The 15,867-nt window shown below is 37.6% G+C and carries 16 protein-coding genes; 7 read left to right on the plus strand and 9 right to left on the minus strand.

Features of this window, described 5'->3' with window-relative positions:
• Positions 1-92: 92 nt before the first annotated feature.
• The 3 genes from J8L71_RS03960 to J8L71_RS03970 all read right to left on the minus strand — a co-directional run bounded on the left by J8L71_RS03960 (position 93) and on the right by J8L71_RS03970 (position 2,262).
• A complete protein-coding gene (locus tag J8L71_RS03960; protein ID WP_210999371.1) occupies positions 93-509 on the minus strand; it encodes a VF530 family protein in 417 nt (138 codons plus the stop codon).
• A 73-nt stretch (positions 510-582) separates the two neighbouring features.
• Positions 583-1,575 carry an MDR family oxidoreductase gene (locus J8L71_RS03965; protein WP_210999372.1) on the minus strand — a complete coding sequence of 331 codons (993 nt, stop codon included), beginning with the start codon at positions 1,573-1,575 and terminating at the stop codon, positions 583-585.
• Between the two features lie 51 nt (positions 1,576-1,626).
• On the minus strand, positions 1,627-2,262 hold the full coding sequence (locus J8L71_RS03970; RefSeq protein ID WP_210999373.1) for a TetR/AcrR family transcriptional regulator: 636 nt from the start codon (positions 2,260-2,262) through the stop codon (positions 1,627-1,629).
• Between the two features lie 427 nt (positions 2,263-2,689).
• Between J8L71_RS03970 and rmf the strand changes: the two genes are divergently transcribed.
• The gene (gene rmf / locus J8L71_RS03975) at positions 2,690-2,860 is read left to right on the plus strand and encodes a ribosome modulation factor (protein ID WP_004586522.1); all 171 of its coding nucleotides are present in this window, start codon (positions 2,690-2,692) and stop codon (positions 2,858-2,860) included.
• A gap of 68 nt (positions 2,861-2,928) precedes the next feature.
• Here rmf and fabA read toward each other — a convergent pair whose 3' ends face one another.
• Positions 2,929-3,444 (minus strand): bifunctional 3-hydroxydecanoyl-ACP dehydratase/trans-2-decenoyl-ACP isomerase, encoded by a 516-nt coding sequence (fabA, locus tag J8L71_RS03980; protein WP_058550023.1) that lies wholly within the window; start codon positions 3,442-3,444, stop codon positions 2,929-2,931.
• Between the two features lie 203 nt (positions 3,445-3,647).
• Between fabA and J8L71_RS03985 the strand changes: the two genes are divergently transcribed.
• The 3 genes from J8L71_RS03985 to J8L71_RS03995 are packed head-to-tail and all read left to right on the plus strand — an operon-like array spanning position 3,648 to position 5,756.
• Positions 3,648-4,505: a 6-carboxytetrahydropterin synthase gene (locus tag J8L71_RS03985; protein ID WP_210999374.1), complete on the plus strand. Its 858-nt coding sequence runs from the start codon at positions 3,648-3,650 to the stop codon at positions 4,503-4,505.
• Positions 4,498-5,316, plus strand: a complete 819-nt coding sequence (locus J8L71_RS03990; protein ID WP_210999375.1) for a M23 family metallopeptidase — start codon at positions 4,498-4,500, stop codon at positions 5,314-5,316. The genes J8L71_RS03985 and J8L71_RS03990 overlap by 8 nt, the downstream gene beginning before the upstream one ends.
• A gap of 5 nt (positions 5,317-5,321) precedes the next feature.
• Positions 5,322-5,756, plus strand: coding sequence for an acyl-CoA thioesterase (locus tag J8L71_RS03995; protein ID WP_210999376.1), 435 nt, complete (start codon positions 5,322-5,324; stop codon positions 5,754-5,756).
• Positions 5,757-5,953: 197 nt separating this feature from the next.
• On the opposite strand, the gene J8L71_RS04000 is transcribed toward J8L71_RS03995, so the two are convergent.
• Genes J8L71_RS04000 through J8L71_RS04020 form a run of 5 tightly spaced genes read right to left on the minus strand, consistent with a single transcriptional unit; the run spans position 5,954 to position 11,549 of the window.
• The gene (locus tag J8L71_RS04000) at positions 5,954-7,276 is read right to left on the minus strand and encodes a Na+/H+ antiporter family protein (protein WP_210999377.1); all 1,323 of its coding nucleotides are present in this window, start codon (positions 7,274-7,276) and stop codon (positions 5,954-5,956) included.
• A gap of 8 nt (positions 7,277-7,284) precedes the next feature.
• Positions 7,285-9,255 carry a DUF3488 and transglutaminase-like domain-containing protein gene (locus J8L71_RS04005; RefSeq protein WP_210999378.1) on the minus strand — a complete coding sequence of 657 codons (1,971 nt, stop codon included), beginning with the start codon at positions 9,253-9,255 and terminating at the stop codon, positions 7,285-7,287.
• Positions 9,255-10,241 (minus strand): DUF58 domain-containing protein, encoded by a 987-nt coding sequence (locus tag J8L71_RS04010; protein WP_210999379.1) that lies wholly within the window; start codon positions 10,239-10,241, stop codon positions 9,255-9,257. The genes J8L71_RS04005 and J8L71_RS04010 overlap by 1 nt, the downstream gene beginning before the upstream one ends.
• A 5-nt stretch (positions 10,242-10,246) precedes the next feature.
• On the minus strand, positions 10,247-11,152 hold the full coding sequence (locus J8L71_RS04015; RefSeq protein ID WP_210999380.1) for a MoxR family ATPase: 906 nt from the start codon (positions 11,150-11,152) through the stop codon (positions 10,247-10,249).
• 13 nt (positions 11,153-11,165) lie between these two features.
• Positions 11,166-11,549, minus strand: a complete 384-nt coding sequence (locus J8L71_RS04020) for a response regulator (RefSeq protein ID WP_210999381.1) — start codon at positions 11,547-11,549, stop codon at positions 11,166-11,168.
• A 537-nt stretch (positions 11,550-12,086) separates the two neighbouring features.
• Here J8L71_RS04020 and J8L71_RS04025 point away from each other — a divergent pair.
• The 3 genes from J8L71_RS04025 to J8L71_RS04035 all read left to right on the plus strand — a co-directional run bounded on the left by J8L71_RS04025 (position 12,087) and on the right by J8L71_RS04035 (position 15,865).
• Positions 12,087-13,418 (plus strand): hypothetical protein, encoded by a 1,332-nt coding sequence (locus tag J8L71_RS04025; RefSeq protein ID WP_210999382.1) that lies wholly within the window; start codon positions 12,087-12,089, stop codon positions 13,416-13,418.
• A 143-nt stretch (positions 13,419-13,561) separates the two neighbouring features.
• Complete coding sequence (locus J8L71_RS04030) at positions 13,562-14,869, plus strand: sugar ABC transporter substrate-binding protein (RefSeq protein ID WP_210999383.1); 1,308 nt, start codon at positions 13,562-13,564, stop codon at positions 14,867-14,869.
• A 123-nt stretch (positions 14,870-14,992) separates the two neighbouring features.
• Entirely contained in the window at positions 14,993-15,865 is an 873-nt protein-coding gene (locus tag J8L71_RS04035; RefSeq protein WP_210999384.1) for a sugar ABC transporter permease, read from the plus strand.
• The last annotated feature ends 2 nt before the right edge of the window (positions 15,866-15,867 follow it).

The raw sequence follows: 15,867 nt of genomic DNA on the forward strand, positions 1-15,867 counted from the left end.
ACTCGCTTTATACAATTTACTACTTAAGCAAAATTTACCCATAAAAAAAGCCAATATAAATTGGCTTTTTAGTTTAAAGTTTTAACTAAAGCTTAGTTACCCCAAGGGTTGCTTGCATTTGAGCGTTGTTTACGAGCGCGGGCACGTTGTTTAGTTGCCTTTTTTTCCATGATACGTTTTGCATCACTAAAGCTAAGCTCACACGGTTCACCTGGTTTGTGATCCTCAGGGATCACTCTATCGCGTGGTGGCAACTCATACTGAACATCGTCCGGTTTAGGTAAGTTTTTAAGGCGGTAAAGGTAAAAATTGTCTACCTTTTCTTGTGCCCATTGGGTTTTACGCAAAAATTTTACAGCAGACTTAATGTCTGGGTTGTTTTTAAAACAATTAAGTTGCAAATAAGCGTGAAGAAGTTCCCACCCATATTGTTCAACCAGCTCTTCAACCACTTGTTCTAATTTTACGCCTTGCAGTGGATTATTACTGAAAAGTTCTTGGTTGCTCATAGGTGTTGCCTCGTTATTAAAAATACAAAGCGTATTATAAATTTAATACCGAGGCTTTAACAGGATAATTAGCCTAACTTTGACAATTAACTACTACACGGCCACGAATTTTGCCTTGCATAAGTAACTCAGCGTTATCAATTACTTGATCTAGCGTGATTTCACTAGAGATTTTATCAAGGTAATCTGCTTTAACTAATGTGGCTAATTTATTCCACGCTTCTACTCGATCAGCTTTAGGGCGCATTACGCTATCAATACCAATTAACGATACACCACGTAAAATAAAAGGCGCAACTGATGCGGGTAAATCCATGCCTTGGGCGAGTCCACATGCTGTAACAACGCCACCATATTTTAATGAGGCACATATGTTGGCGAGTGTATGGCTTCCTACAGAGTCTATTGCGCCAGCAAAGCGCTCTTTTTGTAATGGTTTGCCTGGGTTTGAAAGCTCGTTTCTATGTATTACTTGCGAAGCCCCTAACGCTTTTAAATAATCGCTTTGATCTAATCTGCCTGTTGCAGCCGTTACGCTAAAGCCAAGTTGATTTAATAAATAAATAGCAAAGCTACCCACACCACCATTAGCACCGGTTACGAGTACTTCGCCTGAGCTTGGAGTAATACCTTGTTTTTCAAGCGCGATAACACTGAGCATTGCAGTGTATCCTGCGGTGCCTATTTGCATAGCTTGCTTTGGTGAAATTGTAGCGGGAAGAGGAATTAACCAATCACTATTTAGTGCTGCTTTTTGAGCAAGTCCACCCCAATGTTTTTCGCCAACACCAAAGCCATTTAAAATAACATTATCGCCACTTTTAAATTCATCGCTGGTGGACTCAGTAACACTCCCTACTAAGTCAATGCCAGGCACCATTGGGAAGGTTCGCACAACAGGGCCTTTGCCAGTAATAGCTAATCCATCTTTATAGTTAAGCGTACTGTAAAGCACATCTATCGATACATTTTCGTTTGGTAAATCACTGTTTTCGATAGTTGTTAAAGTAGCGCTATAGTTATTTTCGTCTTTGTTAATAACAACGGCTTTAATTGGGTTGCTCATGAGGTATCCTTTTAGACCGATCGTCTTTTAATGTGTGAATAAAAAAGCACATTAAGTTAGTAATGCGCGTAAAAACATTTCTGTATACAAAGTCAGTGGGGTACTTGTTTTGGTAAGTTTAGCGCGCATAACCGCACCTTCCCAACCAATCCAAAAGTACTCGCTCATCAAGGAGGTGTTAACGTTATTAGCAATAGTGCCTTGTTGTTTTGCTTGGTTTAAACATAGCTCAAGGTGTTTTTGCCACGTAACATAGCTTTGCATTAAGCGTATTTTAAAATCGTCACTTAAGTGGTTAAGCTCTTGATTTAAATTGCCAACTAAACAACCACGTTTAAATTCGTATTTTTGCATGCCTTTTATAGCACTTTGCGTAAAATTAACAATGCGCTCTAAAGGGGGCGTGGCCTCATCTTTTAAATAACGATTTAGTTTTGTTATAAAGTAATTGTCGTAGGCATCTACTAAAGCTATACCGTACGCTTCCTTGCTTTTAAAGTAGTGATAAAAAGAGCCTTTGGGGACCGCTGCTTTTTTTAAAATTGTATCTAAGCCTGTAGCACTAAAGCCAAACTCGGTAAGTGTTTCAAGCCCTGTTCTTATTAAAAGTGCTTTTGTGTCTGCGTTTTCACGTGGTACTTTAGGTGGGCGGCCACGCCTTACACGCGTTTGATCATTACTTTGCATAGATAATTAAACTGGTTGTTTTTTGTTAAATACAATATAGACCGATCGACTTTAAATAATCAAGTATAAATTTAAATTGTACAAAATTAATTCAAAATAGAATTCTTACTAGCTAGAAATAAAAATGTCATAGTTACAATTTTGTTTGGAACTAAGTGAAAATAGGCGAGTCGTAATTTGTGTACTTAAGTACATTTTAGCGATTATTAAGTCGCATTATATTTAGCATAAAACCGGTCAAATTAAATGTTGTATGACCACTTACTTTTTTAAATGTTAATTCATTTTTGCATCAGCAGCTTAGTTAATGTCAAACAATTTAATTGCTTTTGCTATTTGAATTTTACATTTTTATTAACTATTCATTAATTGTAGATTTCACTAATGCTACAAAAAATATACAAATAAAAAGGTGAGGATATTACCGATGAAGAGACAGAAAAGAGATCGTTTAGAAAGAGCTCATTCTCAAGGTTTTAAAGCAGGTTTAGCTGGTCGCTCTAAAGAGCTGTGCCCTTATCAACAAATCGATCCTAAGTCAGAATGGTTAGGAGGTTGGCGTGAAGCGATTGAAAACCGCAACATGTACAAAACCTAATTAGTTACAACCGAATTAAAGCAAAAAGGCCTCCAAATAGAGGCCTTTTTGTTTAGCAATTAAATGAATTAAAACGCACTAGTGTCTTGAAATAAGCCCACTTTTAAATCTTTTGCTTCGTAGATCACTCGGCCATCTACTTCAACAGTACCATCTGCTACGCCCATAAACAGTTTACGTTTAATTACGCGTTTCATTTCAAGGCGGTAAGTTACTTTTTTATTGGTTGGTAATATTTGGCCTGTAAATTTAACTTCGCCCACACCTAGTGCACGACCAAGACCAGGGCCACCAGACCAACCTAAGTAAAAGCCAACTAGCTGCCACATTGCATCTAGGCCTAAACAACCAGGCATTACAGGGTCACCTTTAAAGTGACAATCGAAAAACCAAAGGCTCGGGTCAATATCAAGCTCAGCAATAATTTCGCCTTTACCATGGCTTCCGCCATCAGCAGTAATAGAAGTAATGCGGTCCATCATTAACATGTTGTCGCTTGGTAAGCGGCAGTTGCCTTCACCAAACATTTCACCTTGACCACAAAGGATCAACTCTTCTTTTGTATAGCTATTTTTAGGTTCCATAACACTTATCTTCGCTTAGAAATTGCCAAGTACTTTAGCGTACACTTGTACGCTAAACAACTCGGAGCAGTTAAAAAATCAAATTATTGGGTGTTTTATCACCAATCAATCAGCGCGATTGGTTTTTGCACTATAAAACCGCGCAATTACAATCAGAAATCATTATAATTACCCCTGACTTATAACCAGTTTAAAGGAAGTTTATGATCCTTTTTGTTAACTCACTAACAGTGATTGATTTTTCTTACTTATGTAACAAACGCGGCGCCGTTGGCGAGAGCTGGATTGTTGATCTAACTTTGCACGGTAAGCTAAACGACGAGTCTATGGTATTAGACTTTGGCTTAGTTAAAAAGCAAATCAAAGGCATTATTGATGACTGTATTGATCATCGTTTAGCTATTCCATCAGGCCTTACAGGCTCAGTTAATGAATTTGAAAATCACAAAACACTTGATTGCACGTTTGGTGATAACAAGCATTTAGCAATGAGTGCTCCTCATCAAGCTTATTGCATGATAGATGCAGAGCAAGTAAATGTTGAATCGGTAACAGAATTTTTAATTGCGACTATTTTACCTAAATTACCAGATAACATTGAAAAAATTGAGCTTGAACTCAAACCAGAGCATAGCCAAAGTTTTTATTATCATTACAGTCATGGGCTTAAAAAGCACGATGGTAATTGTCAGCGTATTATTCATGGCCATCGTTCTCAAATTGGTATTAGCCTTGATGGTATTTCTATGCCTCGCCTGCAAAAAGAATGGTCTCAAAAGTGGGAAGATATTTACCTAGCCACCAGTGAAGATCAAATTGACGCTAAAGATTTAAAACACGTATCAGCTAAATCTGATGACGTATGTTTTGCCTATACATCTGCTCAAGGCTATTTTGAAATGGCTATTAGTGAATCTCGCTGCGACATTTTACCTGTTGATACTACGGTTGAATGTATTGCTGAGCACGTAGCTGGCCAAGTAAAAGCTCAATACCCTGATAAAGACGTAAAAATAACGGCTTATGAAGGCGTTGGTAAAGGATCGATTAGTTATGCTTAAAACACTTTTGGCTACTGTACTTATTTCCTCTTCAAGTTTTAACGCAATGGCGCTTGAACTAAAAGGACACCTTACGCAAGGTGGTTTAGTTACCGGTAAATTAGATAATGCAAAATCGGTAAATTTTGATGGCACCGAGTTAAAGCTTTCTAAAAACGGTGACTTTGTATTTGGCTTTGGCCGTGATGCAGATACAACTCATACGTTAACGTGGATAGACAGCTCTGGAAAAAAGCATACTCAACAGATAGCAATAACAAAGCGCGATTATAAAATTGACAAAATTACGGGTGTGGCAAAAAAGTATGTGTCGCCACCAAAAGAAGTAAGCGCTCGAATTAGCCGCGAAGCTTTAGCCGTGCGTAAAGCGCGCGAAGTAAATTCAGACTTAGAATACTTTTTAGACCCTGTTTTAAAGCCTGCTGAAGGGCGTATTTCGGGTGTTTACGGTAGCCAGCGTTATTTTAATGGCGAACCACGCAGACCTCACTTTGGGTTAGATATAGCTAATAAAACAGGTTCCCCTGTGTATGCGCCAATAAGTGGTACTGTAGTATATGCTGAGCCTGATTTATATTATTCAGGCGGTACTTTAATTATTGATCATGGACACGGTGTTACCTCTACATATATTCATTTAAGTAAGTTAGATGTAAAAGTAGGTGATAAAATTGTTCAAGGTAATAAAGTCGCTGAAATTGGTGCAACAGGCCGTGTTACTGGCCCACATTTAGATTGGCGTTTTAACTGGAAGGGTGAGCGCCTAGATCCAGCATTACTAATGCAAGATACTCTTGCGAATAAAAAGTAGAGACTATGACTAACATTGAGCGTGATGGTGTAATTGCACAACGAATAGAAGATTCAACTACATCGGTTACTAAAACCGTGTTTCCGGGTCGTACTAATCACCATAATACACTTTTTGGTGGTGATGCTTTAGCTTGGATGGACGAGGTGGCTTTTATTGCAGCTACTCGTTTTTGTAGAAAGCCGTTAGTGACTATTTCTTCTGACCGTGTTGATTTTAAAGAAGCAATACCGGCGGGTACATTTGCAGAGTTAATAGCAAAAGTAGTGCATGTTGGTAATACGAGCTTAAAGGTAGATGTAGATATTTTATTAGAGACAATGCATAAAGATGATAAGCACTCAGCTATAAGCGGTAGCTTTACATTTGTAGCAGTTGATGACGATCACAGGCCAACACCAGTAGTTTGCGATAAAATGCTCAATGGATTTAAAGAATAACTTGGCTATATAGTTACAGTTATTGAGTTAAATATAAGTACCTTTATGGTACTTATATTTAACTCAAAAAGAACACATCATACTAATTTTATATATGAGATAATCTTAACAATTGAGCTGCATAAAAAATTCTATCAATGAGATAGTGAAAGAAGGTAGGTGAGGTATGGCCGACCCATACCTCATTTAAAGCTTACTTAAAGTACCATGGCGGCTATCCAACCAAATATAATCAGTGGGATGTTAAAGTGGATGAAGGTTGGAATAACAGAATCTCTAATATGATCGTGTTGGCCGTCAGCATTTAGACCTGATGTTGGTCCAAGTGTTGAATCTGATGCGGGAGAGCCTGCATCACCCAGCGCGCCAGCTGTACCAACAAGGGCTGTAGTAGCCATAACTGAAAAACCCAAATCTAAACACAAAGGTACAAATAGGGTGGCGATAATTGGCACTGTTGAAAAAGAACTACCAATTCCCATTGTTATTAATAAGCCTACTAGCAAAATAACACCTGCAGCTAATGGTTTATTGCCATCAAAAAGAGCGGCACCGCTGTGAACTAAACTTGCAACGTCGCCGGTTGCTTGCATAACAGACGCAAAGCCTTGTGCAGAAATCATAATAAAGCCTATCATGGCCATCATCGCAACGCCTTTGCTAAATACGTCGCCATTTTCTTCCCATTTAACTACACCAAATACACTAAATATCATTACACCGACCAAGCCACCTAATATCATTGAGCCACTTAAATTTTGTGCAACTAGTGAAGAAAGCACTGCAAATAAGCCAACTATCACTACTTTTTTAGGGTTTTCAATGTCTGAATTTTTGGTTTGCGTAGTTAAAGGCATTGCATTGTATTCGCGGCGTTTTCTATATGTAATAAATACCGCGATGAGTAAGCCTATAAACATACCAATTGCAGGAATAATCATAGCCATTGGTACTTGTGTATTTACTATATTAAGTCCGTTATCAACCAAGTTTTTATGCAGTATTGAGTACAAGTAAATACCACCAAAACCATAAGGTAGTACCATGTAAGAGGTGGCTAATCCAAACGTTAAAATACATGCTATTGCGCGTCTATCTAATTTTAATTGATTAAAAACAACAAGTAAGGGAGGTATTAAAATAGGGATAAACGCAATATGTACTGGTACTAAGTTTTGTGAAGAAATAGCACACCCTAAAATAATTAATAAAATAAAGTAGCTCAAAAACGTTTGGTTAGTGCTACCTTTTGCATTTACTTTATCTAATAATTTGTCGGCAAGGATTCGTGTTAGTCCAGACTTAGAAATAGCGACTGCAAACGCGCCGAGCATGGCATAACTTAGTGCAATTTCAGCCCCGGCTGAAAGGCCTGAATTAAATGCATCAACACTTTCTTTTATGCCCAAGCCTGCAGTTAAGCCTGCAACTAAGGCACTAATTGTCATTGCAACAATTACATTTACACGGGCCAATGATAGCCCCAGCATTAAAATAACGCCTATAACAACAGCATTCATAGTTTTCTCTATTTGGATGTTTTAATTAATTTTATCAGATCTTTAGCCTGAGTTTTACGTTCATTAGTAAACGATTTTTTACCATAACGCACTTGGTTAAATAACTGGCTAAATGCGCTTATTGATTGCGCAGATTGTGGGGATTGTTCCATATATACTTGTAACTGTTGGCTTGGTGTTAAGTGATCTGGCGTTTTAATATTGTGTTTTTGAGCCCATTTTTGTATTTCGTAAAACTCTTTAACCATAGGCGCTAATTTAGTAGCACGTTTAGGTAAGTTTAAATAAACAAAATAAGCTAAAAAACATATTCCACTAGTAAGTAAAACTATTAGCGGTACCAACCAAATATTACGGCTGCCAAATAACGATTTTAAAAAATCATTTTGCTTTTGTTTATCAAAACCTAATACCCAACTAGACCATTGGTAGTCAAGGTTTTCAAGTTCTAAGCGCAGCCAATTAATACCAGGGGAGTTACTTAAGCTAACTAAGCCAAAATCTAAATTACTTTTAAACTCTGTATTTAGCGCTTCATTTTGCGAAAGCGATCCGTTTAAACGTTCAGGTGCTACTACTGCTGTTGCATCAAAAATAACCCAACCTTCATTGTGTATATATACTTCTACCCAAGCGTGTGCATCGTATTGGCGAACGGATAGGGTGCTGTTATCTAAATTTAATTCTCCGCCTAAATACCCACTTGCTAAACGTGCTGGAATACCCGCACTTCTGAAAATATACGCAGCGGCACTTGCATAATGGCCGCAAAAGCCTCGTTTATTATCAAATAAAAACTGATCAATTGTGTTATCGCCACTCATAGGCGTTGGCGTTAAAGTATAAGTAAACTTGTTATCTACAAAATACTGTAATAGCTGATTATAAAACTGGCGATCTGTTTGTGTATTTTGTTTTAAATTTTTAGCGAGTGAAGCCGCTTTAACATTTTTTTTATGAGTGAGGTAAGTGTAACGCTTGTTTTCGAAGTCAGTAAGAGGCGTGCTAGTGAAGCGTGAACTAGTTACATCGTACTGTAAACTTTTTGCCTGGTAGTTTTTTTTACGCAATAACCCCAAGGTATTTGTTTCAACATTTTGCGAATCGCTACGTGAATAAGAGAGTCCATAAAGCCATTTTTGAGAAGCAGGCTCGGCTATAACAGAGTAGCTTGCAATAAATTGCTCATCGAAATCATTTTTAGAGTTTGATTTTAAATTATTGTATTTTAAAAAGTCAGACGTAAGCCATGCGTTGCCGTTAAATTCATCATGAACTATTGCACGCCAATAATACGGAGCACTCGGCGCTGAGTTATTAAACGTTGCTCTAAAGACGAGCTCATCAGAGTTAGAAAGTTTTGCAATATCAAAGGGGTCTACCTGCTCAGAAAGCCCCGTTTTAGCTAATTTTGGCCCTGGTAATTGCCAAAATGCTGGCATTTTAGGTAAAAACAGTAATAAGAATATTGCCAAGGGCAGTGCTAATAATAGCAATTTACCACTTTGCTTAGAGGCTATTTTTAAATTATGTTTTGATTCTAATAAACCAAGTACCGCAAAATTTAAAATGTATAAACCACTCACCGTTAGTGTGGTTAAAATACTTTGGTTAAATAAATAAACGGACGAAAGCGAGAAAAACGTAAGTGTTGTAATTACGTGGTAATGTTTTTTAGTTTTAGCTTGCAGTAATTTAAACAAGCTCGAAAGCATCAGCATGGCTACAAACAAAATAACAGTATCGGACATTCCAACACTAAATAACATTAATACCAATGCAGCGCCTGCAAGTATGTTTGCGAAAATAGAATTAGGCTTAGGTTTATTGTTATAGGTTAAGTAAAAGTTCCACGCACAAATAACAGCCAAAACACTTATAAAAACAACAGGTAGATGAGCAATAAAAAATATGACTAAACATGCATAAATAAAGCACATGGAGTAATTAATAACTTTTTCGTTTTTAATTTCGTGCACTACACACCACCTTTAAATGTGCTTAATAATGCTAAGCAATGTTGCTTATGCTCAAGTCCGGTATTGGTATTAGCTATTTTACCTGGGAGTTTTAACATAAAAGGCGTGTTTTGCTCACTTGCTTCGCAAACTAAAAAACATAACTGACTCAAACGCTGCTCTGTGTCGCCATTCATAAAAGTAAAATCAAATAGGGCATTCGCTTTTTTATAATCAACGAATTCTTTTACTAAAAGTTGCTGCGTTTTAGCATAATGTTTCCACGATACTCTATGTAACCCCATTTCTGGTAAGTGAGGCAAGAGAGATTCAAATTCGTCACTGCCAACTTCTTTAGCTATACCATTATCACTTTGCTCATCTAACGCATTAACGTGAGCATCACTTAACACCTTTTCAAGTGATGGATATACAAATACGTACGTTTGTAATTGAATGTAGCTCCATACACTTACTAAACCAAAAGGGTAGTTACTTGAAATTTTAATTCGTTGTACGTCGTATTTACCCCGTAAAAAATAAGGTAAAGGCAGTGATAGTAGCTGAGTATTACTAGTTACCTCATCAACGTGTTGACTAGTTTGTACTGTACCTTGGTAGGTTAAGCTTACTGATTGGCACACAGTAGGGCTTTGTAATTCAAATTTTATTTGAGGTTTTTGAGGTGAGAAACTATTAAACGTGTCTTTAAATTTAACCGTTAAACCTTTTGCGTTGCTATAACCCATAAGTACAGCAATTATAATTACAACAAACATTAAGTAGGCCATTATCAAAATTAAATTGTTTTGATAATTAATACCCATCACAAAATTTAATACAGCTACAACTATAAAATACCAACCAAGTGATGAAGGTAAAACGTAAATTGTTTTATGTTCTAATGTAATAGTATTTTTTAGATGCTTATTTTTTAATAATTTATTAAATACACGAGTTTTAAATGACTTAAATAAAGAAGGGCCTTTAGCTACTTTTTTTGGCATAAAGCTTATACCGGTACCATAACAGCTTTTAATATACTATTTACTTGCTCATCCCCAGATTCATTATGTAAACCTAAGCGGTGCTGACACACACTTGCAAAAATAGCTTGTACATCTTCAGGCATTACAAAGTCACGTCCGTCAATATAAGCCCAGGCTTTTGCTGCTTTAGCTAGCGCCATGCTAGCTCGAGGAGATAAAGACGCTGCAAATGCGTTACTTTTTCGAGTGTAATTGACCAGTTCAATTATGTAGTCAACCACTGGGCTACTGAGTGTTAAGTCGCTTATTTGCGCTTGAATTTGAGCTAATTCCTGCTGATTAATACGCTGGGGCAGCTGGCTATAGTCTCGTTTTTGCATATCTAAAATGAGGCGCTTTTCAGCTTCTTTTGGAGGAAAGCCTAAACTAATACGCATTAAAAAACGGTCAAGTTGAGACTCTGGTAAAGGGTAAGTTCCTGACTGATAAAGTGGGTTTTGAGTGGCAATCACAAAAAAAGGATCGGGTAGGGAGTATTTTTTGCCATCAACGGTTACTTGCTGCTCTTCCATTGCCTCAAGTAAAGCGCTCTGTGTTTTAGGGCCTGCGCGGTTAATTTCGTCGGCTAAAACGACTTGGCTAAAAATTGGCCCTTTATGAAACGTAAAACTATGTTCGCTTGAGTTAAATACATTAGTGCCTATAATATCGGCAGGTAATAGATCACTTGTAAATTGAACACGTTGATAGGTTAACCCTAATACAGCGGAAAGTGCATGCGAAAGCGTTGTTTTTCCCATCCCAGGCAGATCTTCGATTAGTAAATGCCCTTGACTAAACAAGCAGGTTAAAGCCAGTTTTATTTGCTCTTTTTTTCCAAAAATAACACTCGACAGATCTTCAATTATGCTTGTTACAGTACTTTGCATGCTAACCTTATTACTATTCTATTAATTCAAGACGCTTCATTACCGTATCTACTTTTTTTGCATTAAAAGGTTTTGCTATAAAGCCTTTAGCGCCCAGTTCCCAGGTGTTTTGTACATTCTCTAAATTATTATGGCCAGAACACATAACAACGTGAGTGTGTGGGTAGGTAGTATTAATGTAATCTAAAATATCAGTGCCATCAGAGTCAGGTAGGTCGACATCGACAAATATAACGCTTGGAGATTTTTTATTCATTACAGGCTTAGCAGAGCTAAAATCCGCACTTTCTAAAATATCTTCAAAGCCTAATTCGGTTAATATTTGATTTAAATAATCACGGATTTCCTTAACATCATCAATAATGAGGATAGGCTCTAACGGGCGAACAAATTCCATATGTTGTTACTTCTAATTTAAATACATCTTAAGTTACTCAATACTAAGCTAAGCCTCCCATAAGCTCAAGAACACAGCAAAAAATATTAAGATATTAACATTTATAGTTATGTAGTTGTTAATGACCTCATTAAGTTATTTTTATAGGAGTTCAAGTATAAGAGGTTTGTTTAGTGGCTGGCTAACAGTGATTTAGACCCTTTGGTACTTTATTTAAAATTTAGCAATAGCAATTGTCACTACATTAAAACGCAGCTGTTTATTCATAATAATGTAAGACCTTAGTCACATATATAAATTTATTTGCTCACTTAAATTAAGCTATCTTACTGATATAAATATATTAAATAATATTTTCACACGTGTTGTAAATTCTTTGTAATAAATATTCGTTGACGTAATAAAATCTATTTGTGATTATGCCCATCAGTTGAGCCAATGCCCATTAATCTGTAATTGCCTACACAGCAATGCATTGTACAGATACATAGACTCAACTCCCTGAACAGACACAACACACTTTATAGAGAGTTTAATATGTTAAATAATAAAAAAACTAAATTTGCAGTTAGTTTAATTGCAGCTGCTATGGCAGCATCTACTCCTGCCCAAGCAGAAGTTTCAGATTACTTAGATCGACTTGAAGTTAACTTTCTTGCTATGCAAAACTTTCAGTCGATTCAAGCTAAAGATGGTGCTTTTCGTCCTGAAGACGAAGAACAATCGTCTGGTTTTGGTCGCATCCGTGCCAACTTAATGCTGAAATTTCATATCAACGAATTTATTACTGCAGATATAGACATTGCTGAAGAGCCAAATGACTTTGGTGGCGAGGATCGTGACTTTTCGTTTCATAATGACTTCGCGGGTGTTGAGTTTGATTTATTTGGCTTGACCGATAACATACGTGAAAACGAAAACCTTACGCTTCGTTTAGGTAACATTGGTGGCTCACCATTTCAGTTTAAAGGCTTTCAAGACGGTGCAGATAACCAAGGTAATGCCCTTATTGGTAACGGCATGACCGATTATGCAACTGCTGAAAACGGCGCGCAATTAAGCTACACAAAAAACTATGATAGTGGCTTGATCCGCTCTTACAATGTAACTGGCCATATTACTACTTCTAGTTTTGGCGAAGCATTTCAAGAAGACAGAGGTTATAATTACCGCCTTCAAGGTACATTAGAATTTGAAGGTGGTTTTAAAGCAGGCCTTAACTATCTTCAAGCAAATCAAGGTGACCAATTACGCTTTGAAAATGGTGTAGCAAGCCTTGATGGTGTAACTACTACGAACTACCGTTTTGGTGATGGTGAAAACTACAACTTCTCAGCTTCACCTTCAAATGAACGTGATACCCACGTAGGTGTTATGCCTGGTCTTGATCAAACAACCATTCAGTTAAACCTAGCGTACCAACCATCTCCTCAAACAAGTGTTATTTTAATGCTTGGTAAATCATCAGACGATTTTACTTTTGCAGATGCTGCAGGTAATGCAGTCGCAGGCATTACTTACTTTGGTAACGCAAGTGGTGTTGCAGATGCAAACGGAACAACGTATGACTCTAATAGCGTAATTGAGGGCGAAAGCTCAGTTCAATATTATGTTGTTGAAGCTCAGCAATACATTATTCCAGAAAAACTTTACGTAGCAGCACGTTACGCAGAAGCTGAAAACACTTCAGATCTTATTTCTCAAAACGATAACACCGTTGAGCGTTTACAAGTTGCCGCAGGTTACTGGTTTAACGACAGCACTCTTCTAAAAGTTGAATATGTAAACCAAGAAGAAGGTGCAAACTCCGGTGGCCAAATTGGTACTGGTTTTGATGGATTCACCTCAGAAATCTCAGTTAAATTTTAAATAAGGAGCAAGTGTTAGCTTGCTTTTAATGGCAATAATCATCCTTTAAAGATGATGGTTATTGCTTATCGCTTTATTTAGTAGGGCGTTTAGCACTTAATTTATTTAAGCGTCTTATTTAACATATTCTTGAGGGTTCCCCCATGAAAACTAAACTATTAATGCTAGCATGCGGTGTTATGGCAATGAGTAATGCCGCCGCAAAAGAAACCATTACCATCGCAACTGTAAATAATGGTGACATGATCACCATGAAAGAGTTAAGTAATAACTTTGAAAAAAAATACCCAGACATCTCATTAAAATGGGTAACACTTGAAGAAAACATTTTACGCCAACGTGTAACTACCGATGTAGCGACAAAAGGTGGCCAGTACGACGTAATGACTATTGGTACTTATGAAGTGCCAATTTGGGGAAAACAAAACTGGCTAACTGAGCTTGATGATTTAGGCGAAAACTACGATGTTGATGATTTACTGCCTGCCATTCGTAGTGGTTTAACGATAGATAACAAATTATATGCAGCACCATTTTACGGTGAAAGCTCTATGGTTATGTATCGTACTGATCTGATGGAAAAAGCAGGCCTTGAAATGCCAAAAGCACCGACCTGGAGCTTTATTCAAAAAGCAGCAAAAGCAATGACCAATAAAGAAGACGGTATATACGGTCTTTGTTTACGTGGTAAAGCAGGTTGGGGCGAAAATGTTGCATTAATTACCTCAATGGCTAATTCATTTGGCGCACGCTGGTTTGATGAAAACTGGAAACCCCAATTTAATACACCACAGTGGAAAGAAACACTTCAATACTACGTAGATGTAATGAAAGAGTCAGGCCCTGCGGGTTCATCAGCAAATGGCTTTAACGAAAACTTAGCATTATTTCAAACCGGTAAATGTGGTATTTGGATTGATGCAACCGTAGCCGGCGCATTTGTTACTAACAAAAAAGACTCTGAGGTCGCAGATAAAGTGGGCTTTGCACTCGCTCCTGATAACGGCTTAGGCAAACGCGGAAACTGGCTATGGTCATGGACACTTGCTATTCCATCGAGTAGTAAAAAATCCGACGCAGCTATGAAATTTATTAGCTGGGCTACGTCTAAAGAATACAGCCAGTTAGTTGCTGATAATAAAGGGTGGGCAAAAGTACCGCCAGGTACACGCGCATCTCTTTATGAAAACGAGCAATATATGAGTGCAGCACCATTTGCACAAATTACGCTTGATTCAATCAACTCAGCAGACCCTAAAAACCCTACTGTAAAACCTGTGCCCTATGTTGGTATTCAGTTTGTAGCCATTCCTGAGTTTCAGGGAATTGGAACCGCAGTTGGGCAGCAATTTTCAGCTGCACTCACTGGGCAGATGACCGTTGAGCAAGCGCTCAATGCATCACAACGCTTAGTTGAACGCACAATGCGAAAAGCTCGCTACCCAAAATAAATCAGTAGGCAGGTAAGTTCTCAACTTACCTCGTATTTAATGTCAGCATTAGCTAAGAATTATAGTGAAGCCCACACTGGGCTTTACTAGGGATAATGCTGACTTTTGAAAGGTCACCACACTATGGCAACGACACAATCACGTACGCTTGCACGCATGATGCTATTCCCTAGCGTAATTTTATTACTCGGTTGGATGATAGTACCTCTGTGCATGACATTGTATTTCTCATTTGTAGATTACAACTTACTTATACCTGGAGAGCGTGAATTTGTAGGCTTTTTAAACTATGAATTCTTTTTAACTGATCCAGCATTTTTTGAATCATTTTTTAACACCCTTTACCTAGTAACGGGTGTATTAGCCATCACTATTTGTGGTGGTATAGGGTTAGCCATTCTTCTCGACCAAGCAATATGGGGACGGAACTATGTACGTATTATGGTTTTAGCGCCATTTTTTGTTATGCCGACAGTATCGGCATTAGTATGGAAAAACATGCTAATGAACCCTGTAAATGGTTTATTTGCTCACTTTGCAATATGGCTTGGCTTAGACCCCATTGATTTTTTTGCACAAATGCCTTTGTTTTCAATCATTATTATTGTGTCTTGGCAGTGGCTTCCATTTGCAGCGCTGATTTTACTTACTGCTATTCAGTCGTTGGATCGTGAACAGTTAGAAGCTGCAGATTTAGATGGTGCAGGGCCTTTTAGCAAGTTTTTTTACATTGTTTTACCGCACTTATCACGTGCAGTTACCGCTGTAATATTAATTGAAACTATTTTTTTACTGTCTATATTTGCTGAAATTTTAGTTACTACCAGTGGCGGGCCAGGTTATGCCTCTACCAATATCACTTACTTAATCTATACCCAATCGCTATTACAGTTTGATGTGGGCGGCGGATCAGCAGGGGGCATAGTGGCAGTTATCATTGCCAACATAGTAGCCATATTTTTAATGCGCCTTATTGGCAAAAACTTGGAGGGTTAATT

Origin of the sequence: Pseudoalteromonas sp. MMG007 (genome assembly GCF_018100985.1) — a bacterium.
Taxonomy (GTDB): domain Bacteria; phylum Pseudomonadota; class Gammaproteobacteria; order Enterobacterales; family Alteromonadaceae; genus Pseudoalteromonas.